This window comes from Mycobacterium sp. H4Y, assembly GCF_000364405.1.
In the GTDB taxonomy this organism is placed as follows: Bacteria; Actinomycetota; Actinomycetes; order Mycobacteriales; family Mycobacteriaceae; genus Mycobacterium; species Mycobacterium intracellulare.
Map to the genome: position 1 here is coordinate 1545710 of NZ_AKIG01000001.1, position 23586 is coordinate 1569295.

General features: G+C 66.0%; 17 protein-coding genes and 1 pseudogene. 6 read left to right on the forward strand and 12 right to left on the reverse strand.

Annotated features, from left to right (window positions below; genetic code table 11):
• Positions 1–7 precede the first annotated feature (7 nt).
• From W7U_RS06855 to W7U_RS06875, 5 genes are all read left to right on the forward strand, one after another.
• A complete protein-coding gene (locus tag W7U_RS06855) occupies positions 8–1306 on the forward strand; it encodes a cytochrome P450 (RefSeq protein WP_008256248.1) in 1299 nt (432 codons plus the stop codon).
• Positions 1303–1632, forward strand: a complete 330-nt coding sequence (locus W7U_RS06860; RefSeq protein ID WP_176476793.1) for a hemophore-related protein — start codon at positions 1303–1305, stop codon at positions 1630–1632. Before W7U_RS06855 ends, W7U_RS06860 begins: the two co-directional genes overlap by 4 nt.
• Positions 1633–1680: 48 nt before the next feature.
• Positions 1681–2448: a siderophore-interacting protein gene (locus tag W7U_RS06865; protein ID WP_014711530.1), complete on the forward strand. Its 768-nt coding sequence runs from the start codon at positions 1681–1683 to the stop codon at positions 2446–2448.
• Positions 2449–2450: 2 nt separating this feature from the next.
• Entirely contained in the window at positions 2451–4190 is a 1740-nt protein-coding gene (locus tag W7U_RS06870; protein WP_008256254.1) for an AMP-binding protein, read from the forward strand.
• Between the two features lie 808 nt (positions 4191–4998).
• Complete coding sequence (locus W7U_RS06875; protein WP_008256256.1) at positions 4999–5877, forward strand: SDR family oxidoreductase; 879 nt, start codon at positions 4999–5001, stop codon at positions 5875–5877.
• On the opposite strand, the gene W7U_RS06880 is transcribed toward W7U_RS06875, so the two are convergent.
• Together W7U_RS06880 and W7U_RS06885 are read right to left on the reverse strand one after the other, a co-directional pair.
• Positions 5874–7319, reverse strand: coding sequence for an amino acid permease (locus W7U_RS06880; protein WP_008256257.1), 1446 nt, complete (start codon positions 7317–7319; stop codon positions 5874–5876). The two genes, W7U_RS06875 and W7U_RS06880, sit on opposite strands and share 4 nt — an antisense overlap.
• 75 nt (positions 7320–7394) lie before the next feature.
• Positions 7395–8297 carry a PAC2 family protein gene (locus W7U_RS06885; RefSeq protein WP_014380025.1) on the reverse strand — a complete coding sequence of 301 codons (903 nt, stop codon included), beginning with the start codon at positions 8295–8297 and terminating at the stop codon, positions 7395–7397.
• 479 nt (positions 8298–8776) lie between these two features.
• On the opposite strand from W7U_RS06885, the gene metH reads away from it, so the two are divergent.
• Positions 8777–12571 carry a methionine synthase gene (gene metH / locus W7U_RS06890; RefSeq protein WP_008256259.1) on the forward strand — a complete coding sequence of 1265 codons (3795 nt, stop codon included), beginning with the start codon at positions 8777–8779 and terminating at the stop codon, positions 12569–12571.
• Between the two features lie 239 nt (positions 12572–12810).
• Here metH and W7U_RS06895 read toward each other — a convergent pair whose 3' ends face one another.
• The 10 genes and pseudogenes from W7U_RS06895 to W7U_RS06940 form a co-directional block, all read right to left on the reverse strand.
• Positions 12811–13578: a mannan-binding family protein gene (locus W7U_RS06895; RefSeq protein ID WP_008256260.1), complete on the reverse strand. Its 768-nt coding sequence runs from the start codon at positions 13576–13578 to the stop codon at positions 12811–12813.
• A complete protein-coding gene (locus W7U_RS06900) occupies positions 13575–14249 on the reverse strand; it encodes a tetratricopeptide repeat protein (protein WP_008256267.1) in 675 nt (224 codons plus the stop codon). Before W7U_RS06900 ends, W7U_RS06895 begins: the two co-directional genes overlap by 4 nt.
• Before the next feature lie 31 nt (positions 14250–14280).
• A complete protein-coding gene (locus W7U_RS06905) occupies positions 14281–15540 on the reverse strand; it encodes an MlaD family protein (RefSeq protein WP_008256268.1) in 1260 nt (419 codons plus the stop codon).
• Positions 15537–16763: an MlaD family protein gene (locus tag W7U_RS06910; RefSeq protein ID WP_008256269.1), complete on the reverse strand. Its 1227-nt coding sequence runs from the start codon at positions 16761–16763 to the stop codon at positions 15537–15539. Before W7U_RS06910 ends, W7U_RS06905 begins: the two co-directional genes overlap by 4 nt.
• Positions 16760–17899: an MCE family protein gene (locus W7U_RS06915; RefSeq protein ID WP_008256270.1), complete on the reverse strand. Its 1140-nt coding sequence runs from the start codon at positions 17897–17899 to the stop codon at positions 16760–16762. Before W7U_RS06915 ends, W7U_RS06910 begins: the two co-directional genes overlap by 4 nt.
• Positions 17896–18951: an MlaD family protein gene (locus W7U_RS06920; RefSeq protein WP_008256271.1), complete on the reverse strand. Its 1056-nt coding sequence runs from the start codon at positions 18949–18951 to the stop codon at positions 17896–17898. The genes W7U_RS06915 and W7U_RS06920 overlap by 4 nt, the downstream gene beginning before the upstream one ends.
• Positions 18944–19999, reverse strand: coding sequence for an MCE family protein (locus W7U_RS06925; protein ID WP_008256272.1), 1056 nt, complete (start codon positions 19997–19999; stop codon positions 18944–18946). Before W7U_RS06925 ends, W7U_RS06920 begins: the two co-directional genes overlap by 8 nt.
• A pseudogene (locus W7U_RS06930) lies at positions 19996–21568 on the reverse strand (MCE family protein). The gene W7U_RS06925 and the pseudogene W7U_RS06930 overlap by 4 nt, the downstream one beginning before the upstream one ends.
• A 23-nt stretch (positions 21569–21591) precedes the next feature.
• A complete protein-coding gene (locus W7U_RS06935; RefSeq protein ID WP_008256276.1) occupies positions 21592–22455 on the reverse strand; it encodes an ABC transporter permease in 864 nt (287 codons plus the stop codon).
• A gap of 1 nt (position 22456) precedes the next feature.
• On the reverse strand, positions 22457–23299 hold the full coding sequence (locus W7U_RS06940; protein ID WP_008256279.1) for an ABC transporter permease: 843 nt from the start codon (positions 23297–23299) through the stop codon (positions 22457–22459).
• Positions 23300–23586 lie beyond the last annotated feature (287 nt).

The window sequence follows — 23586 nt, forward strand, 5'->3', positions numbered from 1 at the left end:
TTTCATCATGGCTTCCGATCACATGGTCACAGGAAAGTCCGCTCCGAGCGGACCCGAGCACCTCGACTTCTTCACCGACAAGGCGCTCGTCGACGACCCCTACGACTACTACGACGCGATCCGGCGTTGCCCGGTATGGCGTGAGCCGGCGCACGGTGTGGTGATGGTGTCGGGGTACGACGAGGCCCTCGCGGTGCAACGCGACACCGAGCAGGCCCTGTCGGTATGCAACATCGTCAGCGGGCCATGGTCGGGGATTCCGACCAAAACCGACAGCGATGACATCTCGGACGTGATCGAGCGGCACCGCAAGAAGGTTACGTTCGGCGACTACTTCATCACGTTCGATCCACCGAAGCACACCGCGCACCGCTCGCTGTTGAGCCGGTTGTTCACGCCGAAACAGCTCAAGAACAACGAGGACTTCCTGTGGCGCCTTGCCGATGAACAACTCAACCGCTTCGTCGCAAAGGGTAAGTGCGAGATCGTCTTCGACTACAACTTCCCGTTCACGCTCGACGCGATCACCGACCTGCTGGACGTACCCGAGGCCGATCGTGAGCGATTCCGCCACGCGGCGAGAGCCAGCAGGCTCGAAGGCGACCGCAGCGGTTTCGTCGGCGTGAAAGAGGAGTGGTTCGTGGAGTACATCGAGGAACGGCGGCGCAATCCGCGCGACGACGTCCTCACCGAGCTTGCGTTGGCAAAGTTTCCCGACGGCACGACCCCCGACGCGTTAGACGTCGCCCGCGTTGCCACCTTCATGTACGCCGCGGGCCACGGCACGACGATCGACCTGCTGAGTCTGTCGATGCTCACGTTGGCGGAGCGACCGGACCTGCAAGAGCAGCTGCGCGAGGACAATTCAAAGATTCCCGCCTTCATCGAGGAGATGCTGCGCATCGAGAGCCCGATCAAATCGAACTTCCGCCTGGCGCGGCGTAGCACCAGGATCGGAGACGTCGATGTGCGAGCCGGTACCAGCATTCTGGTGATGAACGGTGCGGCAAACCGCGATCCCCGGCGGTTCGACGATCCCGACGAATTCCGCCTCGGCCGCCCGAACATACTGCATCACATGGCGTTCGGCCGTGGTGTTCACACGTGCCCGGGCGCGCCCATCGCCCGCGCCGAAGTGCGGGTGAGCCTGGAACGAATCCTGGCTCGGATGCGCGACATTCGGCTTTCCGAGGCCGAGCACGGTCCCCCGGGCGCTCGCCGGCTCGACTGGGACCGCACCCTGTTGTTCAGGCGCCTCAAGGAATTGCACCTCGAGTTCGCACCCGTTCAGGAGGTGTCCAATTGACCACGACCCGAGTGGCTGTCGGCGTTTGCGCCCTCGCATTGTCGTTGACCGCCGGTGCCGGTCTTGCGTCCGCCGATCGGGACCTGAGTCCGTTCGTCAACACCACCTGCAATTACGGACAGGTGATATCGGCGCTGCAGGCGGCGGATCCGCAAGCCGCCGCACAATTCAACTCTTCGCCGGAGAGCGGGGCCTTCTTGCGTCAGTTCCTCGCTTCGCCGCCGGGTCAACGCCAGCAGATGGCCCAGATGCTGGCCGGCCAGCCGGGGGCCGACCAGCAGTTTGAACTCGTCCAGCGCGTCTTCGGCACCTGCAACAACTACTGAGCAGACCGGCACCCACCGTCGACCACCGAAAGTGTTTTGGAGTTCTTTGTGGCCACCCTCATCGATCGTTTCCCACTGATCAGCACGCTGCGAGACGCTGTTTTCCTCTCCGCGACGGTCAGCGAGATCGAAAGTCTGACACCAAGAATGCGCCGCATCCGGTTCAGCGGCCCGCGGCTGCAGGGACTGACCTGGACGCCGGGTCAGCAGGTCCGGCTGCAGGTCGCGAACCTGCGTGATTCCGTTGTTCGGCTGCGCCCGTACCCGGTGCTCCGCACGTATTCCATCTACGACGTCGACCCCGACCTCGGTGCGCTCGACATCGTGATGGTCGACCACGACGGCGACCCGAAGAACGCGACGCCCGCCAGACGCTGGGCGACGGCCACCTCCGTCGGAGACCAGGCCCAGTTCACCCGCCCCCAGGGCAAATTCGTCATCCGCCGCGGCGCGCCCTACCACGTGTTCGCCGGCGAAGAAACCGCGTCGGTCGCGTTCGCCGCGATGCTGCGCTCTCTGCACCCGTCCGCCGAGGTTTACGGCGTGGTCGAGGCCGCGACCGACACCGACCACCTTCCCCTCGCCACCCCCCTGACCCGGGTCGAGCGCGGTGACGCTCCAGCGGCAGACTCTGCCGTGCTCGCCGATGCCCTACGTAGCCTCCCGCTACCCGCCCATCCCGGCGTCGCCTACCTCGCCGGCGAGGCCCGCACCATACAAACCTTGCGCAAGATCCTGACCACCGAACGTGGCTGGGATCGACGCCAGATATGCACCAAACCCTTTTGGACCCCCGGCCGAGCCGGCATGGAGTGATCATGGTTGAGACGTCCATTTCGAACCTGCTGTGTGAACGAGCCAGCTTGCAGCCCAACGACACGGCGTTCACCTTCATTGACTACGAGCAGGACTGGAACGGAATTGCCGAAAGCCTGACGTGGTCTCAGCTGCAGCGGCGAACGGTGAACCTTGCCCGGCAGCTTCACGATTGCGGGTCGACGGGTGATCGCGCCGTCATCATGGCCCCGCAGGGCCTCGACTACGTCGTGGCGTTTCTCGGCACACTGCAGGCGGGGCGGGTCGCGGTTCCGCTTTCGGTTCCGCTGGGTGGCGTCAGCGATGAGCGGGTCAGTTCGGTGCTGCGCGATGCGTCACCGACGGTCGTCCTCACCACGTCCGCCGCTGCGGAAACCGTTGCGAACTATGTCAAGTCGGAGTCCGGCGGGCCCGTGCCGTCGGTGGTTGAGGTCGACCTGCTGGGCCTGGACGCCCGCACAGGATCCGGCGCCGGGAGCGAGAATCACGCAGATCTTGCGTATTTGCAGTACACGTCCGGGTCGACCCGTCAGCCCGCCGGGGTCATGGTCTCGCATCGGAACTTGCTGGCCAATTTCGGGCAGGTGATGTCCGACTTTTGTGTGGAGTACGGCGGCGTCGCTCCACCCGATACGACCATCGTGTCGTGGCTGCCGTTTTACCACGACATGGGTTTGGTACTGGGGGTGTGCGCACCGGTCCTGGGCGGTATTCACACGGTGCTGATGAGTCCGGTGTCGTTCCTGCAGCGACCGGCCCGATGGATGCAATTGCTGGCCAAGGAAAGTCACGCATTTTCCGCGTCGCCGAACTTCGCTTTCGAATTGGCGGCCCGCAAAACCTCAGACGAGGACATGGCCGGACTGGATCTCGGGGATGTACTGGTCATCCTCAGTGGTAGCGAACGGGTGCATCCGGCGACCTTGCGGCGTTTCACCGGGCGGTTCACGCGCTTCAATCTGCCCGACAAAGCGGTGCGGCCCGCCTATGGGCTCGCGGAGGCAACGGTGTACGCGTTGACCCGCACACCGGCGCAACCACCCAAAATCGCCCACTTCGACTCCGAGAAACTGGCCACCGGGATTGCGCAGCAGTGCGAAAGTTCAACCGGCACACCACTGGTCAGCTACGGGGCGTCGCGGTCTCCGGTGATTCGTGTCGTTGATCCCGACACCAGGATTGAGTGCCCCCAGGGAACGGTCGGTGAGATCTGGGTGCATGGTGACAACGTCGCCATGGGCTATTGGCTAAAGCCCCAGGAGACCGAAAGCGCCTTCGGCGGTCAGCTTGTCGCTCCGTCGGCCGGCGCACCGGAAGCGCCGTGGTTGCGAACGGGGGACTCGGGGTTCTTCTTCGACGGCGAGCTGTTCATCATCGGCCGCATCAAGGATCTGCTAATCGTCTACGGGCGTAACCACTCGCCCGACGACATCGAAGCGACGGTCCAGGAGATCACCCGGGGCCGGTGCGCGGCGATTGCGGTTCCGCATCAGGGCATGGAAAAGCTCGTCGTGATCGCCGAAGTCAAGAACAAGGCCGCGTCCCGCGCCGAGGCGGTGGACACGCTCGCCGTCGTGGAGCGTGACGTCACCTCCGCGGTCTCCCACTCGCACGGCGTCGGCGTCGCGGATCTGGTTGTGGTGGCACCCGGGTCGATACCGATCACCACCAGTGGCAAGGTGCGGCGCTCGGCGTGCGTCGAGCAGTATCGGCAAGGTCAGTTCGCCCGCTTGAACGCGTAGGGGACCACCCACGCCGCCGACACAGCGTTGATCGCCTTATTTCTCCGTCTTTTAGCCGGCGAATTAGGTTACGCCCGTCATTACGCGACGTTCTTCTTTGTCGCCGCATTCCATGTCTTTCCCACCGGGCGCCAGCAGAATAGGTTGCTGCCCTGACGATGCCAGAGATAGGTGTCCACGTCACCGAAGCTGGCATGGGACACAAATTTCCACACGGGTAGATTCGATGGAGTCGATTTTCTGTGCATCATCCCTCCCGTCAATTACTGAAGCCGACTAGGCCGAGGGTGGATGCGTTGTTAAATCCGGCGCGCGGTGGCTGGGTTGGCGGGGCCACCGCGCGCCGGTGGCTTATCGGGTATGGCCGAATTCGACTTCTACAAGGGTCACTGGCGGTGGGGCAGAGCTGTCGACTGTCATCCCGTGGCCCCCGCCGACATGCGCAACTGCGTGTCATGCCCGGAGCCTACGGTCGGCATTGGTGTCGGCGGGCAAGGTGCGAACGAATAGAGTAGTGGGGGCGGCAAGTTAGCGTAGTGTTTACACAGACTCGTCGATCCGCAAAGAGTGGGCGGAGATAACCATCGCCCCGCGACACTTTATGAGACGCGCGCTAAATACCGCCCGCTTTCTGTAATCAATTTCGTGGCCGCTAATTCCATTCGTGCGTAATTCGTCCGCCTGGTGATCCGCGGAGAGCCTCGACCGACCGATCGGCGTCCTCGGCCCGCGCCGCCGAGGCCGATGGCGACCGTCCCGCGCGGGCGGCCGCAGTCACTCCGGTCCACAGCGCGGTACGTTGTCGGCCATGACATCGCTGCGGGACCAAGTCGTTTTCATCACCGGCGGCGCGCGGGGGATCGGCGCCGAGGTCGCGCGCCGGCTGGCCGCCAAGGGCGCCAAGCTCGTCCTCACCGATCTCAACGAGGCCGACCTGACGGCGCTCGCCGACGAGCTGGGCGAGGACCGGGTGCTGACCGCGGTGGCCGACGTGCGCGACCTGTCGGCGATGCAGGCGGCCGCCGCCCGCGCCGTCGAGCGGTTCGGCGGCATCGACGTCGTCGTGGCCAACGCCGGCATCATGAGTTACGGGTCGGTGACCCAAGTCGACCCCGAGGCGTTCAAGCGGGTCCTCGACATCAACGTGCTCGGCGTCTTTCACACGGTCCGCGCCGCCTTGCCCGCCCTGACCGAGCGCCGCGGCTACGTGTTGATCGTCTCCTCGCTGGCCGCCTACACGGCCTGCCCCGGGCTGGCGCCGTACAACGCCTCCAAGGCCGCCGTCGAGATGTTCGCCAATGCGCTGCGGCTGGAGGTGGCCCGCCACGGCGTGCGGGTCGGCTCGGCGCACATGTCCTGGATCGACACCGCGCTGGTCCGCGACACCCAAACCGACCTGTCCGCGTTCAACCAACTGCTGGCCAGCTTCCCGTGGCCGCTGAACAAGACGACGACCGTCGACAAATGCGCCGCCGCGTTCGTCAAGGGCATCCGGCGCCGGCGCACCCGCGTCTACTGCCCGCGCTGGGTGGCCCTGTTCCGGTGGGTCAAGCCGGTGTTGTCCAGCGCGGTCGGCGAAGCGCCCCTGCACAAATCGACCGCCGAGCTGTTACCCCAACTGGACGCCCAGGTCGCGGCGCTCGGCCGTTCCACCAGCGCCTATAACCAGGGACTTGGCAAGTCCTAGCCGGTCTGGGCCGCGCGCTGCGACGCGATGGCCGCCACCCGGTTGCGCACCAGGAGCCACCCCGCGCTCAGCGCCGGGATGACCACCACGACCGTGGCGATGGTCCAGGTGCCGGTCTGTTTGTCGAAGGCCATCATGACCAGGACGCCGGCCAAGAACGCCAGGGTGAGATAGCCCGAATAGGGCGCCCACGGCATGCGAAACCGGGGCCGTTGCAACAGCCCGGCCTTGGCCATCCGGTAGGCGCGCAGCTGACACAGCACGATGGTCGCCCAGCACGCGATGATGCCCGGCGCCACGATGTTGAGCACGATCTCGAAGGCTTCGCCGGGATTGACCGCGTTCAGGGCAATGCCGAACAGGCAGATGGCGGCCGCCATCGTGATGCCGACGTAGGGCACCCCGTTCTTGGACATCCGGGTCGCGAAGCCGGGGGCGCTGCCACTGGAGGCCATCGAGTGCATGATGCGGCCGGTGGAATACAGCCCCGCATTCAGGCTCGACAGCGCGGCGGTGAGCACCACCACGTTCATCACGTCCCCGGCGCCGTGGAAGCCGATCGTGGAAAAGAAAGTGACAAAAGGGCTTTCGGTAGCCTTGTACGAGGTGTACGGCAGCAGCAACGCCAGCAGCGCGACCGACCCGACGTAGAAGATCGCGATGCGAGCGATCACCGAATTGATCGCGCGCGGCATGACCTTTTCCGGCTCCGCGGTCTCCCCGGCGGCCGTGCCCACCAATTCGACGGCGGCATAGGCGAATACCACGCCCGAGGTGGTCAGCAGCATCGCCAGCACGCCGGAGGGGAACATGCCGCCGTGGTCGGCCCACACGCTCAGTCCGGTGCTGTGGCCGTCGATCCGATAGCGCCCCGCCAGGAAGATGATGCCCACGACCAAGAAGGCGATGAGGGCGAAAACCTTGATCAGGGCCGCCCAGAACTCCAGCTCACCGAACCATTCCACCGAGATCAGGTTCATCGACAGCACGACGATGAGGGCCAGTAGCGCCAACACCCACTGGGGGATCGATTCGAAGCTCGTCCACCGCCGCAGATAGGTGGCGATCGCGGTGGTGTCGACGATGGCCGTCATCGACCACCCCAGGAAATACATCCAGCCGATCGCGTAAGCGGCCTTCTCGCCGAAGAATTCGCGCGCGTACGACACGAACGAGCCCGACGACGGGCGATGCAGGACCAGCTCGCCCAGCGCCCGCAGGATGAGAAAGACGAAGAACCCGCACACGGCGTACACCAGGAACATCCCGGGGCCGCCCTTGCCCAGCCGACCGCCCGCGCCCAGGAACAGCCCGGAGCCGATCGCGCCGCCGATGCCGATCATCTGCACTTGCCGGGGCTTGAGGCCCTTGCGGTAGCCGGCGTCTTCGCCGAAGTCGCCGGCTCCTGGGTTGGGGTTGCCGTCATCGGGCAACGAGGGCATGAAACGTCCAATCGGTGGGTGCGAAGCGATGTTTCCGTAGTTGATCGGTCGCCGGCAAGTTCGGCGACCGCGTCATTAACGCCCGAAGCCGGGACGGCGACGGCGCAGGTAGCGCTCGAACTCGGCGGCCAGGGCGTCGCCGTCGATCTTGCCCAGCGCGTCGTTCATGTCGACCTCGGCGTCGCCGCGCTGTTCCAGCGACTGCACGTATTCGGCGAGATCCTCGTCCTCGGCGGTCATCTCGGTGACCGCCTGCTCCCATTCCTCGGCGTCGGTCGGCAAGTCCGCCAGCGGAACCTCGATGTCGAGCACGTCTTCGACGCGGCGCAGCAGGGCTACCGTCGCCTTCGGGTTCGGTGGCTGCGACACGTAATGCGGCACGGCCGCCCAGAACGTCACCGCCGGGATCCCGGCGGCCACGCAGGCGTCCTGAAACACCCCGGCGATTCCGGTGGGCCCCTCGTAGCGGCTCTCCTCAAGGCCGAAGCGCTTCGCCGACTCGGGGGAGTAGGCCGCGCCCGAGACCGGAACCGGCCGGGTGTGCGGGGTGTCGGCCAGCAGGGCGCCCAGGATCACCACGGTGTCCACGTTGAGCTTGTCCGCGATGGCCACCAACTCCGCGCAGAAGGTGCGCCAGCGCATGTTGGGTTCGACCCCGTGCATCAGCACGACATCGCGGTCGCTGCCCGGGGGCCGGCAGTGCGAGATCCGCATCGCCGGCCACACCAGCTCGCGGGTCACGCCGTCCACCTGCCGGATCACCGGGCGATTCACCTGGTAGTCGTAGTACGCCTCGTCGTCGATCTCCAAGATGGGGTCGGCTTCCCAGATGGCCTCGAGGTGTTCGAGCGCGTCGCTGGCCGCGTCGCCGGCGTCGTTCCAGCCCTCGAATGCGGCCACGACGATGGTCTGATGCAGTTCGGGCAGAGCGGCCTTACCACTAGGGAGGCCAAAGGGAGGGCCATCGGGCGGGGTCACAGAATTAGCGTACGGCCTTCCGCGCGACGACGATGCGGACCGCGCGCGGTTCGATGAGGAGTCGGGCAATTGGATCTAGCCCCCATCTTCGGGGCGCGGTGGCGGTGAATTGGCGCCCGCCGAGCGTTTCACCGGGGGCTTTACATAGGCCGACTATTCTTATGGCGTGACTGCCGCTGACGAAGGCCGTGCCGTGGACTTTGTGCTGGACGATCGCTACAACGGCGTCGCCGCGGTCAAGGCGAAATACGGCCGGCTGCAACCTCGTTAACCTTGGTAACTACTCCATTGCCGACAAGACCCGTGCGCTGGCGAGCCGGGGCAGCGCGGGTCGGGTCGAGCCAGGGCGTCCAGGCGTCGGGTGACGACGTAGACTTTTCTGGTCGAGAGGCGTTGCAACGGTTTCTGGAGGGTGCCTGGTCCCCTGCCGGTCTCCGCCACGCTCGGCAGAGTCAAGGACGCCTTCCGCTACGGAAGGAATGCACATGACGGCCGTTGAGACGAAGACTTCCGCGACGAACACTTCCGCGTCGGATGCCTTCGCGCCGAACATCCGCCCCGACTGCACCGACGAACTGACGGCGGCCCTGCGCCAGCGGATCATGGTGATCGACGGCGCGATGGGCACGGCGATCCAGCGGGACCGGCCGGACGAGGCCGGCTACCGCGGCGATCGGTTCACGGAATGGCCGACCGCCCTGCAGGGCAACAACGACCTGCTCAACCTGACGCAACCGCAGATCATCGAGGGCATCCACCGCGAGTACCTCGAGGCGGGCGCCGACATCCTGGAAACCAACACGTTCAACGCGAACGCCATCTCGCTCTCCGATTACGACATGGCCGACCTGGCCTACGAGCTCAACTACGCCGGCGCCGCCCTGGCCCGCAAGGCGGCCGACGAGTACAGCACCCCGGAGAAGCCCCGCTACGTGGCCGGCGCGATCGGGCCGACGACGCGGACCGCGTCGATCTCGCCGGACGTCAACGATCCCGGCGCCCGCAACGTCTCCTACGACCAGCTGGTCGCCGCCTACCTGGAAGCCGCCAACGGCCTGGTCGACGGCGGTGCAGACCTGCTCATCATCGAGACGATCTTCGACTCGCTGAACGCCAAGGCGGCGGTGTTCGCCGTCGAGACGCTGTTCGAGGACCGCGGACGCCGCTGGCCGGTGATCATCTCGGGCACCATCACCGATGCCTCCGGGCGGACGCTGTCCGGTCAGGTCACCGAAGCATTCTGGAACGCGATCAGGCACGCGAAGCCGATCGCGGTCGGCCTCAACTGCGCCCTGGGCGCGCCGGAGATGAGGCCCTACATCGCCGAGATGTCGCGGATCGCGGACACCTTTGTCTCCTGCTATCCGAACGCCGGCCTGCCCAACGCCTTCGGCGAGTACGACGAGACCCCGGAGCGTCAGGCCGGCTACATCGCCGACTTCGCCGAGGCGGGCCTGGTCAACTTGGTCGGCGGGTGCTGCGGAACGGCGCCGCCGCACATCGCCGAGATCGCCAAGGTCGTCGAGGGCAAAGCGCCGCGCGAGGTGCCGACGATCGAGGTGGCCACCCGCCTGTCGGGGCTGGAGCCGCTCAACATCACCGACGATTCGCTGTTCGTCAACATCGGTGAGCGCACCAACATCACCGGCTCCGCCCGGTTCCGCAACCTGATCAAGGCCGAGGACTACGACACCGCGCTGTCGGTGGCCCTGCAGCAGGTCGAGGTCGGTGCGCAGGTCATCGACATCAACATGGACGAGGGCATGATCGACGGCGTCGCCGCGATGGACCGATTCACCAAGCTGATCGCGGCCGAGCCGGACATCAGCCGCGTCCCGGTGATGATCGACTCCTCCAAGTGGGAGGTCATCGAGGCGGGCCTGAAGAACGTGCAGGGCAAGCCGATCGTCAACTCGATCTCCATGAAGGAGGGCGAGGAGAAGTTCATCCGTGAGGCGCGGCTGTGCCGCAAGTACGGCGCCGCCGTCGTCGTGATGGCGTTCGACGAAACCGGGCAGGCCGACAACCTGGAGCGCCGCAAGGAGATCTGCGGGCGCGCCTACCGGATCCTGACCGAGGAGGTCGGCTTCCCGCCCGAGGACATCATCTTCGACCCGAACTGCTTCGCGCTGGCGACCGGTATCGAGGAGCACGCGACGTACGGGATCGACTTCATCGAGGCCTGCGCCTGGATCAAGGAGAACCTGCCCGGGGTGCACATCTCCGGCGGCATTTCGAACGTGTCGTTCTCGTTCCGGGGCAACAACCCCGTGCGCGAGGCGATCCACGCGGTGTTCCTGTTCCACGCCATCAAGGCCGGCCTGGACATGGGCATCGTCAACGCCGGCGCGCTGGTGCCCTACGACTCGATCGACCCCGAGCTGCGCGACCGCATCGAGGACGTCGTCCTGAACCGTCGCGAGGACGCGGCCGAGCGGCTGCTGGAGATCGCCGAACGGTTCAACAAGTCAGAGAAATCCGAAGACCCCGCCGCGGCCGAGTGGCGCAACCTTCCGGTCCGCGAGCGGATCACGCACGCGTTGGTCAAGGGCATCGACGCCCACGTCGACGACGACACCGAGGAATTGCGGGCCGAGATCGCCGCCGCCGGTGGCCGCCCGATCGAGGTGATCGAGGGCCCGCTGATGGACGGCATGAACGTCGTCGGTGACCTCTTCGGCTCGGGCAAGATGTTTTTGCCCCAGGTGGTGAAGTCGGCCCGGGTGATGAAGAAGGCCGTGGCGTACCTGCTGCCGTTCATCGAGAAGGAGAAAGAGCAGAACGGCACCGCGGCAGCCAAGGACACCAACGGCACCATCGTGATGGCGACGGTGAAGGGCGACGTCCATGACATCGGCAAGAACATCGTCGGAGTTGTGCTGCAATGCAACAACTTCGAGGTGATCGACCTCGGTGTGATGGTGCCCGCCGAGAAGATCCTGGCCGCGGCCAAGGAGCACGACGCCGACATCATCGGGCTGTCCGGGCTGATCACCCCGTCCCTGGACGAGATGTCCAACTTCGCCGTCGAGATGGAACGTGAAGGCCTCGAGATCCCGCTGCTCATTGGCGGCGCGACCACGTCGCGGGCCCACACGGCCGTGAAGATATCGCCGCGCCGGTCCGGTCCGGTGGTGTGGGTCAAGGACGCGTCCCGCTCGGTGCCCGTGGCCGCGGCGCTGCTCGACGACAAGCAGCGGCCGGGCCTGCTGGAGGCCACCGAGAAGGACTACGCATCGCTGCGCGAGCGGCACGCTCAGAAGAACGAGCGCCCGATGCTCACGCTGGAGAAGGCCCGCGCGAACCGGACCCCGATCGAGTGGGACGGCTACACGCCGCCGGTGCCCGCCCAGGGCCTCGGGGTGCGGGAGTTCAAGGAGTACGACCTCGCCGAGTTGCGCGAGTACATCGATTGGCAGCCGTTCTTCAACGCCTGGGAGATGAAGGGCCGCTTCCCCGACATCCTCAACAACCCGGCCACCGGCGAGGCGGCCCGCAAGCTGTACGACGATGCGCAGGAGATGCTCGACACCCTGATCAAGGAGAAGTGGCTGACCGCCAACGCGGTGATCGGGTTCTTCCCGGCCAACGCGGTCGGCTCGGGTATCGAGGACATCGAGGTCTACACCGACGACACCCGCACCGAGGTGCTGACCACGCTGCACCACCTGCGTCAACAGGGCGATCACCGGGAGGGCATCCCGAACCGGTCGCTGGGCGACTACATCGCGCCCAAGGACACCGGCCTGGCCGACTACATCGGCGCCTTCGCCGTCACCGCCGGGCTGGGCAGCGGTGAGAAGATCGCGGAGTTCAAGGCGGCCCTCGACGACTACAGCGCGATCCTGCTGGAGTCGCTGGCCGACCGGCTGGCGGAGGCGTTCGCCGAACGGATGCACCAGCGGGTCCGCAAGGAGTTCTGGGGATTTCAGCCCGACGAGCAGTTGGACAACGACGCACTCATCGCCGAGAAGTACCAGGGAATCCGCCCCGCCCCGGGCTACCCGGCCTGCCCGGAGCACACCGAGAAGGCGACGCTCTGGAAGTTGATGGACGTCCACGAGCGCACCGGCATCGAGCTCACCGAGTCGATGGCGATGTGGCCCGGCGCAGCCGTCAGCGGCTGGTATTTCTCGCACCCGCAGTCGCAGTACTTCGTGGTCGGCCGGATGGCCCAGGACCAGGTCGCCGACTACGCGAGGCGCAAGGGCTGGACCCTGAAGGAAGGAGAGCGCTGGCTGTCCTCCAACCTCGCCTACAACCCGGAGGACTGAGCTTTAGCGCCTTCGTGCCGCATCGTCGGGAAGCCGAGTACTTCAACGTGTGACGCCCGGCGGCCTCGGACTGTGGCCAGGGTTTGGCCGCCATGGCATCACACCTTTTGCCCGCCTCCGAGCGACAATGACCTCATCCGTCTGACGCTGTCGCTCGGAGGTGGGCACATCGGCACTACCCCGGCTCAGGTACTCCTGTGACTCGCGGTGTGCCTGGGGGGCAACGACTTACACGGGGCTCATACGCGCAGCACGGAAGCCAAGGCCGACAGCGGGATGTGCGCCTGCACCGTGCCGCCGTCCATGTACCACTGCATGACGCCGGGCGTGAAGTTGATCGGGCTGTCGTGGCCGACCGGGTAGTCCGGCATGTAAAGGATCAACTCGTCGGGGGTCACCGCCCAGGCCTTGTACGCCCCGGAATAGACCTTGTCCGGGGTCCAGCGGTCGACGGTGAACGGGTAGGTGCCGGGGTCGTGCGGTGGCGGCGCCTGATCGAGCGCGGTTTGGACAAACGGTTGAGCCAGAGGGGGAATGGCGGTCAGCGGGTCTGACGTCGTCAGGTCCGCCAGCTGCACCCGCCTGCCGCTCGACATGTCAAACGTGAACGTCCGATAGGCGTTGTTGGACTGGGGGCCGTCGGCGTGATAGTCCTCGTGAAACACCGCGCTGAGCAGATTGGCGTGCCGGAAGATTTCGAAGTTCTCCTCGCCGTAGCTGTCGGCGGCCATGCTGGAGTTGGCGTTTCGCCAGTTGTTGACCAGGGTGTGCAGGTAGTCGCGGATCACCGGTCCTGTGGTCAAATTGTCGACCAGGTCCTCGGGCACCGCGACCTTGATGTCGCGCACGGCGTTGCGTTCCGAGGTGACCGAGGTGTGGCAGTACTGGCCGTCCCAGTTCCCGCCGAGCTCGCCGCAGAACGACGGCGCCGAGGCGTGCGCACGGGCGGTGGTGGGAAGCGTTGCGGCGGCGACCAATACGAACGCCGCGACGAGCCGGCGCGTCACAGCAGCTGCACCTTGCTCGCCCGCCAGCGGCCGTCGACCTTTACCATGGTCATCTTGATCCTGCTGCGGTCGATGCGGGGATCGGGTGCGGCCGTGTTGGTGACCGTCTGGTCGATGAACACCAGCACGACCACCTTGTTCATGGATTCGGACTGGATGGCCGAGTCCACCACGACGCCGTGCGCGGTCGCCTTGTTGTCGATCAGCAGCTGCCTAAGTTTCACGCTGGACTGGGTATACATGTCCTTGAATTCGCCGGTCGCGCCGTCGAGCACCTGCCGGAAGTTCTCGTCGACCTTGTTCGAGTCGATGCTCGTCAGCACCTGCGCGTAGGCGATCGCCGCCTGCTGGGCCTGTTCGCCCGCCTGTGTGACCCGATGGTCCTGCCACTGTCGCCATCCCAGGAATCCCGAAACGGCAAGCGAGGCAACGAGTAACAGCGGCAGGATGCTGCGGCGCAGGTATCGCCCCAGATCCTGTTTCCGAAGCCGGTTGCGGCGCTCGGAGGGACGCTTGCGCGTGAGCAGGCCACCCTTGTCGCCTTGGCCCTCGGCCTCGCCGGCGGTCACGTCGTCGACGTCGTCTGACACATCTTGGGCCGATTCGGCATCCGGTTCCGTCTTGACGGCCTCGGATTTCGGATTCTTTTGGGAGGTCACGAGCACGGGCATCTCCTAGGGATCGGCGCGGGCGGTTCGGGGGCTAGTGCGGCGGTTCGATCGGCAGCTGCGGGCCGCCGTAGGGGGTCGGAATGGTGAAGCGGCCCTTGGGGGTCGGATCGGTGCGGCGGCCCAGGTTGGCCCCCATCGGCGGGCCGGCGGTGTCGTCGCCGCCCGGCCGCGGCGCGTTCTTGGCGCCCCGGATCGAGACGGCGGGGTCGTCGTCGCGGCAGTAGGTGTACATGAACGGCTCGTAGTAGTCGGCGGCCGACGGCGGGTGCGACGGTGTCCCATAATCGCACACGTAGCGGGGGTAGAGGTCGGCGATCGCCCAAACCCCGTTGTCGTGAAACGCGCTCGTCACTGCGTCCAACACCGACCCACGGTAGTCCGGGAACAGGGCGTTGAGCGCCGGAACCCGCAGATACAGCAGCTGCGACACGGTGGCCATGCTGCCCAGCAACTGCACCATCGTGTCGGAATTGTCGGCGAACAAATTGTCGACGGCAGACAGGGTGCGCGGCGTCTGCGCGGTCAACCGGCGATAGCCCGCCTGCATCCTGGACACGCCGGACAGCGTGTGGTTGAGTTCCGTTGCGGCCGCGCCCAAGCCGGTGTTCTTGTCGCTTGCCAGGGTGAGCACCACCCGGCTGGTCTTGATGATGCTGGTGGTTTGGGGCAGCACCGAGTCGAGCGTGGACAGCAGGAAGGTGCCGCCGTCGACGATGGCGGTCAGTTTCGCCGGGCCCTCCTTGCTCAGGCTCAGTTCCTTCTTGATCAACTCGATCTTGTGGGGATCGACCTGGGACAGCAGCCCGTCGGCGTCGCCCAGCAACCGCGCCAGGCTGACCGGAACGGTGGTGTGGTCCAGGGCGATACGGCTGCCGTCGTGCAGATACGGTCCGGCGTCGGACGCGGCCTCGAAGTTGATGTACTGCTCACCGGCCGGCGAGAGCGCCGAGACGTGCACGACGGCGTTCGCCGGGATCCGCACCTTCGACGTGATGCTGGCGACGGCGTTCACCCCGTCGTCGGTGATCTGCAGCGACTCGACCCGGCCGATGCGCACCCCGCGCAGCGCGACGTCCTGATTGGGGAGCAGCCCGCCGGATTCCGGCAACTGCACCGTGACCCGGTAGGACGAGGCGAAGGGCTTCACCCGCAACGCGCCGACGAGCAGGTACGCGGTGGCGACGACGAGGATGAGCACCAATCCGGCCACCGACAACCAAACTTGTCGCCGGTGGCCCGTGCGCACCACTCGGACAACGAAATTCGCGAAGGTGGCGATGGCGCGGATCATGGGTGAGGTCCCGGCGGCGGCGGTTCGGGTGGCCCCGGTGGCGGGGGACCGGGGGCGACGTCGATCTGGCCCGGGATGGTCGGGTCCGGAATCACCGGAACCTGCGGCGAATCCGGCCCCCGGCCCACCACGCGCTCCTGCAGGCGCCACAGGGTGTACTTGAGCGTGCCGACGAGAAGGTTCACGTTGTAGTGGTGCGGGCCGTGCAGCCCGATGTCACCGGGATACCCGATATCGGGAAGCGACCCGAGCAGAATCTTGTCCACGCTGACGTTCACCGAAATCGAGTTCCCCGCGGTCGATTTGACCAACGGGGGGATCAAGCGGTTCACCGACAGCCAGCTGGTGTCGGGGCTCACCGCCACATCGTTGGCGGCCCCGGCGACCGTGTTCAGGTCGCGGATCAGGCTGCGGCCGCTGGTGTCGGTTCCGCCGATCGACGGGAACCTGGCCAGCAGCCGCGAGGTGTCGCCCACCTGCACGGCCAGATTGGAGAGCTGGGCGGTGTTGTCTGCCAGGGCCGACGTGGCGGGACGGGCGGCCGACATCAGGTCGCTGATGGTGTGATTCTTGGCGTCGAGTTGGTCGGCCAGGTGCGACAATTGGGTCAATGCGTTCTTGATCTGATCGGACCGCGAATCCAGCGTCCCGAGCAGCTCGTTGGACTTGCGGATCATGTCTCCGAACGCCTGGCCCTGGTCGCCGGTCGCCTTGCCGAAACCGTTGATGATGTTGGTGAAATTGCGGACCGCCCCGCCGTTGACCAGAATCGCCGCCGAGCTCAGCACCGACTCGACGGTCGCGGCGGCCGCCGTGGAATCCAGGCCGATGGTGTCGCCGTTGCGCAGCAGCGGCGCCTCCGTATCGCCCGCGGCCGGTGGCTTCAGGGCGACGAACACGTCGCCCAGCGGTGTCGCGGTGCGCAATTCGGCGGTGCTGCCGCGGGGGAGCTGCACGCCGTCCCTGATCCGCAGCCGGGTCAGTGCGGTGTAGTTGCGGGCGATCATCGATTCGAGCTGCCCGACGTCGGCGCCGGCCAACTTGACCTTGGCGTTCATCGGCAGGTTGAGCGCGTTGGAGAACACCGCGTTCAGCGAATAGCCGCCCGAACCCAGCCCCGGCGCCGGAAGGGGCAGGCTGGCAAGGCCATTCGTGGCGCACCCGGCGCTCACCATGACCGCGGCCAGCAGCGACGGCATGGCCCGCCCGCGGGTGGTCATCATTTCTGCCCCATGGCGGCCATCCCGTCCAGCACATAGGTCAACCCGAAATCGGGGCCGAAGTCCTGGATGGTCCCGGTGCTGCAACCCAGTTGCCGAAGACCCATCAGGTTGCAGATCTCCTTGGTGTACTGGCTGTCGAAGATCAAACGGTCCGTGAGGAAGCGGGCCCGCACGGCGCCGTTGGCCCGGTCGATCATGTTGTAGGCGTTGTCGGCCAGCAGCGGGGCCAAATCCAGGAGCTCGGCCAGGTCGCGCCGCTGGTCGGCCACCGTCTTCAGCGTGGTGTTGCCGCTGCCGACGGCCTGCTTGACGTTGTCGCGGTTGGCGTCGAGCAGGTCGCCCGCCCGCTGGATCAGGTGGTCGAGCTTGCGTCCGGTGCTGCCGCTGCCGAGGTCCTCGTCCGCCATGATCTGGCTGACTTGGTGGATGGTGGAGGCGAATTCGCGCAATTTCGTGTCGTTGGCGGCCACGGCGTCGAACAGCGTGCTGATGTTTTTGACGATCGTGGTGATCTGCTCGCGGGTCGTCGTCCCGCCGTCGCTGGACAGGCGCAGCGCCTTGGACAGCTCGCCGAGAGCGGCTTTGATCTTCTCGCCGTTGCCGCTGACCACCGCGGTGCCACCGTTCAGCACGTCGGCGATCGGGCCGCCGCCGTGGCCGTCGCCCTCGAGCGATTTGGTCACCTTGTCCAAAACATTGAGGACGCTGCTGAATTCGACGGGTGTCTTGGTGCGGGGTAACCCGATGGTGTCGTGGTTCTGCAGGGTCGGCCCGTCGTGATAGGGCGGCGTGAGTTCGATCTGCCGGTCGGTGAGGATGGAGGTCGACACCGTCACGGCCTGCGCGTCGGCGGGAATTTTGACGTGGCGGTCGACGGTGAAGTCGACCTCGACGTAGCCGCCCTTGGCGTTGATCTTGGTGACCTTGCCCACCGGCATGCCCAGCACCGCGACCACGTTGCCCTCGTAAAGGCCCGAGGCGCTGTCGAATTGGGCGGTCACCGTGATCGTGTCCTCGTCGGAGCGCAGGTACCACCAACCGGCGACGGCCACCACCGCGATGGCCGCCACGGCGGCGACGACGGCCACCACCTTGACGACGAGCGAGGCGCCGGCGTTGTTCGTGCGGCCCCTCACTTGCAATCCTTGAAGTACTGGATCATGCCGAACTGCTTGGCGCGACCGCTGATCGCGCACATCCACGAGTCGATCAGCGGAACGTTGGGGGCGTTGAAGTTGACCGCGTTGCCCTCGCCCGTGAGGTTGGCCGCCTCGCGGAAGAAGATCGGGCTGATTTGCAGCATGCTGTGCAGCAGGTCGTCGTGCGCGGACATCAAGGCGGTAAAGTCCCGCATGTCTTTGATCAGCGCGTCCAGCCCCGCCCGGTCGTTGACCACGACCTGGCTCATGGTGTCGACGAGACTCGTCAACGACTGCATCATCGCGTGGAAGACGGCGCGCCGCGCGACGAATTGGCCGAGCAGGTCTTGGCCCTGGTTGACCAGATTGCCGATGCCGGCCTGCTGGCGGCGCAGGGTGTTCGTCACCTGCTCGGTGCTGCGCAGTAGCTGGCCCAGCTGGTCACGGCGCACCGCGATGATCGACGACAGCGTGTTGATGTTCGTGATCGCCTGCGGCACAACCGCGGGCAGGCCCTCGAGCTGCTTGCCCAGCACCGCCAGCGATTGGGCGAACCTGTCGGAGTCGACCTGCTCGAACGTGGTGGTCGCGTCCTGCAGCGCGGCTTGCAGGTCGTAGGGCACCTCGGTGTGAGCCAGGTCGAAGGTGTTGTGGGGCAGGTGCGCCGGGCCGCTGGGTTCCAGCGCGAGGTACCGCGACCCCAGGATGGTGGTGACCTTGATCCGGGCGCGGGAGTCCTTGCCCAGCGCGATGTTGTCCCGAACCTTCAGCCCGGCCTCGACGTGGTCGCCGACGAGTTTCATGCTCGTGACGTTGCCCACCGGGATGCCCGCGACCACGATCGGATTACCGGCCCGCAGCGAGGCGGCTTGCAGGAACTCCGCGGTGTAGTGCCGATAGCCGGCGCCGATGGCGTGCAGCAGCAGCATGACGCCGATCACCACCGCCACCACCGCGACCGCGATGAATCCGAGCCACGTCTTGTTGTAGCTTTCCAGCGGGCGCCGCTTCATCCCCGAAAGCCGTTGCCGCACAGTCTTGTCAGCCATCGACGGTGCTCCTGCATCTCGGGGTGTGCCACGCCCTGTTTCCCGGCGTGGCCGCGTTGATGATGATCGGCACGACATCGTTGAGGCCGGGGAAGAACCCCAGGAAGTTCACGTCACACACGTAGGCGTTGCCGTAGGCGCCCTGATTGCCGACCCGGACAAGTCCTTTCAGCAGCAGCGGGATGTTGTCGCCGAAGAACGCCACCTGCGGCTCGACGTCCATGATGTGCCGGGCCACGCCGGGCTTGCGATCGATGAATTCGCGCAGCGCCGGATAGACGTCGGACGCCGAGGTCGACAGGCGGCCGGTCACCCGCGCCAGCGAGCCCACGGAGGCGACCAGGTCGGGGCGCCGCCGGTCGAGCTCGCCGACGACGCTGCGGGTCTCGGTGATGACCCCGTCGAGATCGTCGTTCTGCGCCGCGAGGTTGCCCACCACCTTGTTGAGGTTGGTGATCACGCTGCCCAGCGCCTGATCCCGGCCCGCGAATGTCTCTGTGAGCGTGGACGTCTGGCCGACGAGCGTGGCCAGCGACGAGGTGTCGCCCTGCAACGACTGGATGATGCCCTTGGTGAGGTTGTCGGCGTCGTGCGGGTTCAGCAGGCTGAACAACGGTTCGTAGCCGTTGAGCAACGTGGTGACGTCGAACGACGGCTCGGTGCGTTCCACCGGGATGGTGCTGCCCGGCGCGAGCAGCTCCGGACTCCCTTCCTTGCCCAACGACAGTCCGAGGTAACGCTGGCCGACGATGTTCTGGTAGGTCACCGACGCCAGGGTGTTTCCGAACAACCGCTGTTCTTGCTGCACGACGAACGAGACCTTCGCCAGTTTCCGGTCGAGCTCGACCTTTTCGACGCGGCCGACGCGCACCCCGGCCATGCGGACGTCGTCGCCCTCGCGCAGCCCGTACACGTCGGTGAACACCGCCGAATAACGTGCGGTGTCGCCGGCCACGTCACGGCGCAGGCTCACATACACCAGCCAGGTCAGCGTCAACGAGACGACCATGAACAGCGCCAGTGCGATGAGTGGACCGCGAAACTTCATGGGGCCTCCCCGGACGGGCGGCTCAGCGACACCGTGCTGCCACGGGCGACCGGTCCGAGCAGCAGCTCGGTGGCCGGCGAGGCGGGCGTTCCGGTGATCACGCCCAACAGGTTTCGTTCGTACTGGCTCCCGACGGGTCCCACGTTCCCCCCGAATCGAGAGCCCCCGAAGGCGGACTGCGGAATCCACGGCGCCTTGGGCGCCACCGGGGCGACCCACGGCTGGTGCGGCTGCGGAGTCGCCGGCGCCCCCGGCGACGGGTTGTCGGGATTCGCGCTCCCTGGCACGGGCGGCGACGGCGTGATCCCCGGGGCCAGCGGGGGATTGGGATCGGTCAGATTGGGAGTCGGGTTGATCAGCGGCGGGCCCACCGCGACAAGATTCCCGTCCGGCCCGATCACCGTGCCCGGCGGGGGCGCCAGATCTTTGGGCGGATGATAGTTCTGCGGCAGCAGCACCTCGGGCAGGTCGGGGCGCACCGGAATCAGCGGCGCGGTAAAGCAGCTGGGCCCCTTGAGTTCGCCGTAGTGCGGACAGTCGGCGCGTGTGTAGGTGGAACTGGGCGTGAACGTCAGCATCGCGTGCATGTTGCCCAGGTTCTTCTCCGGGTTCCAGACCTGCTCCATGAACTGGTTGGCCAGGTTGTCCAGCTTGGTCACGGCGGGAACGAAGTTGTTCGACTTTTGCGCCAGCACGCCGAGCACCGGCGTGAAATCGGTGGTGATCCGGATGAGTTGGTCGATGTGGTTGTCGAACGACTGCCGCGTCGTGCCGACCGTGTAGTCCGCACCCGACACCAGCGAAGCCAGCTGCTCGCGCGTCTCGGCGAAAGTCCGCATCGGTTCGACGGCCTGATGCAATGCGTCGAGAAGATCGGGGGCGGTCTGCGCTAGCCCCGTCGTCGCATCCAGCAGGGCGGACACCGTCGACGGGCCGGTATCGGTGCTGACAATCGAATTGAGCTGGTCGAGAAGGCGATTCAATTGCGCGCCGGCATTGAGCAGGCTGACGCGACGGTGGTCGGTGGCCGCACCCAGGGCGGCCAGGATCCCCACCGACCTGTCGTCGCGGCCGCGCCCCCGCGGCGGCCAGCAGGTCGCGCAACTTGCTGACGGTGGTTTGGAACAACACGGTCGGCAGCTGCTTGTCCTCCGGAATATGCGCGCCCTGGCGGATTTTTGCCCCCGGCCCATTACCTACCAACTGCACCGACGACACCGCGAACACATTGCTGGGCACCACGCGCGCGGTCACGGCGGCCGGAATCGCCTGGGCGTATTCGGGTTTGAGGTCGATGTGGACATAGTTGGGTTTGCCATGCGCCGCCGGGACGACGTCGTTGACCATGCCGACAAGCACGCCGTGGTATTTGACGTCCGACTTCTGCGGAAGGCCATCGCCCACGTTGACCAGATCGGCAACCACTCGCACGTAATCGTTCAGCCTGCCAGTGGATTTGACCAACATCATGGCCGTGACCAGGGCGCTGACCACCACCACGGCGATGCCAACGCCGAACAGCTGGCGCTCGGAGGGGCCGCGTCCGTCCAGCTCAAGGGAATTGGGCATCATCCACCGACCTCGCCACGGGCCTACCCGCCGAACCTTGCGCCGGAATCCACACCCCACAGCGCCATGGTGAGCAGCATGTTCACGATGATCACGACCGTGATGCTGGCCCGCATGCCGTGCCCCGCGGCGACCCCGACGCCTTCGGGTCCGCCGCTGGCGTAATAGCCGTAGTAGCACTGGATGGTGGAGGCGATCCACACGAAGATGACGGCCTTGATCAGCGAATAGACGATGTCCTGGCCGGCGAGCATCAGCGTGAAGTAGTGCAGGTAGGACCCGGTCGAACCGCCGCTGCCGATGCCCACCACGACTTGCGTGCTCAAGTAGCCGATAGCCAGGCAGGCGGCATAGAGCGGAATGATCGCCACCACCGAGGCGATCAGCCGGGTGGTCACCAGGTAGGGAATGGGGCGGATCGCGATCGACTCCAACGCGTCGATCTCCTCGGCGATGCGCATGGATCCAAGTTGGGCGGTGAAGCGGCAGCCGCCCTGCATGGCGAAGGCGAGCGACGCCATCAGCGGAGCCAGCTCGCGCGTGTTGACCAACGACGAGACGAACCCGGTGGCGGGCCCCAGACCGAGCAGGTCCAAGAAGTTATACCCCTCGATCCCTACGAGTGTGCCGACCGTCATGCCCAGCACCACCGCCACGCCCGCGGTGCCGCCGCCGACCACGATCGAGCCGTTGCCCCAGGTGATGTTCGACAGCAGCCGCAAGAATTCGCCGCTGTACTGGCGCACGGCGAGCGGCACGGCGACGGCCGCCCGGACGAAGAAGACCAGCAGATGGCCGAGCCGGATGATCGGCACTTTGCCCCTGCGGTAGAGCCGGACCAGCGGCGTCGAAATCGGTGCGAAAGGCTCATACGCCGAGGCCGTCACGTCAGAGCCCCGTCCTGGGCGACAGCATGATGTAGAGCTGGCTGATGGCAACGTTGACGATCATCAGCAGCAGGATCGCCTCGACGACGGCGGCGTTCACCGAGTTCGCGACGCCGGTCGGTCCGCCCTTGGTGGACAACCCTTTTTGGCTTGACACGATGGCCACGATGGCGCCGAACACGATCGCCTTCAGCAGCGCCAGGACCATGTCACCGGTCGTCGCGAACGACGCGAACGTCGACACGAAGCTGCCCGGCGCGCCGTTCTGGAAGTACACGTTGAACATGTAGCTCGCGAAAAATCCGGCGAAGCATACGACGCCGGTCAGCGCCACACCGATCATCACCGCGGCTGCGAAGCGGGGGACTACCAACCGCCGGATCACCGAGACCCCCATCACCTCCATCGCGTCGGTTTCCTCGCGCATGGTGCGCGAACCCAGATCGGCGGTGATCGCCGACCCGACCGCCGATGCCATGAGCACCGCCGCCACCAACGACGCGCCCTGGCGGATGACGGCGAGTCCGCTGGCCGCGCCGGCCAGCGAGGTGGCGCCGACCTGGCCGGCCAGCAGTGCGAACTGGATGGACAGAGTGACGCTGATCGGCAGCGAGACCAGGATCGTCGGCAGCACGGCGGTGCCGGCCATGAACGCGCCCTGCCGGACGAATTCGTGCCATTGGAACCGCCCGGTGATCAGGTCGACGAAGAAATATTGAACGGTGCGCACACCCAGGACGAACTGTTCGCCCACGGTCGTCAGGGAGGCGACCGGATGACGTTTGACGTATCCGACGGACCAGTCCCGGATGGCGACAACGCCGTCAAGCTGTGCCGTCGTCATAGCGGCGCGACCTGCGGTCGGTCTAGCAAACCCATGGCACAGGTCATCGCGTACCAGCTACCGCTGTCATCGGCCCTCTTCCCACCCCTAAGTCCTGAGTGCCGAGCAGAGGCCGTTGGGCCGCCGTTGGACGCTAACTTTATTAAAATAGTGTCAACAAGCGCCAAGTCTCTGCAGTTCATCGGTGTGTGCTGCATCACACTAGCCTATTTGATAGGGACTTTCAATAGTGTAGAGTCCCTCATCTGAGTTCGTCGCTGGACGCACCGCGGGGTTGTTTTGTCGGA

What these genes read in the sequence shown, in the direction of transcription:
- W7U_RS06855 (WP_008256248.1), top strand. Translation starts at nt 8, where the DNA reads ATGGCTTCCGATCACATGGTCACAGGAAAGTCCGCTCCGAGCGGACCC.
- W7U_RS06870 (WP_008256254.1), top strand. Translation starts at nt 2,451, where the DNA reads ATGGTTGAGACGTCCATTTCGAACCTGCTGTGTGAACGAGCCAGCTTG.
- W7U_RS06875 (WP_008256256.1), top strand. Translation starts at nt 4,999, where the DNA reads ATGACATCGCTGCGGGACCAAGTCGTTTTCATCACCGGCGGCGCGCGG.
- W7U_RS06880 (WP_008256257.1), bottom strand. Translation starts at nt 7,319, where the DNA reads ATGCCCTCGTTGCCCGATGACGGCAACCCCAACCCAGGAGCCGGCGAC.
- metH (WP_008256259.1), top strand. Translation starts at nt 8,777, where the DNA reads ATGCACATGACGGCCGTTGAGACGAAGACTTCCGCGACGAACACTTCC.
- W7U_RS06900 (WP_008256267.1), bottom strand. Translation starts at nt 14,249, where the DNA reads ATGCCCGTGCTCGTGACCTCCCAAAAGAATCCGAAATCCGAGGCCGTC.
- W7U_RS06905 (WP_008256268.1), bottom strand. Translation starts at nt 15,540, where the DNA reads ATGATCCGCGCCATCGCCACCTTCGCGAATTTCGTTGTCCGAGTGGTG.
- W7U_RS06910 (WP_008256269.1), bottom strand. Translation starts at nt 16,763, where the DNA reads ATGATGACCACCCGCGGGCGGGCCATGCCGTCGCTGCTGGCCGCGGTC.
- W7U_RS06920 (WP_008256271.1), bottom strand. Translation starts at nt 18,951, where the DNA reads ATGGCTGACAAGACTGTGCGGCAACGGCTTTCGGGGATGAAGCGGCGC.
- W7U_RS06925 (WP_008256272.1), bottom strand. Translation starts at nt 19,999, where the DNA reads ATGAAGTTTCGCGGTCCACTCATCGCACTGGCGCTGTTCATGGTCGTC.
- W7U_RS06940 (WP_008256279.1), bottom strand. Translation starts at nt 23,299, where the DNA reads ATGACGACGGCACAGCTTGACGGCGTTGTCGCCATCCGGGACTGGTCC.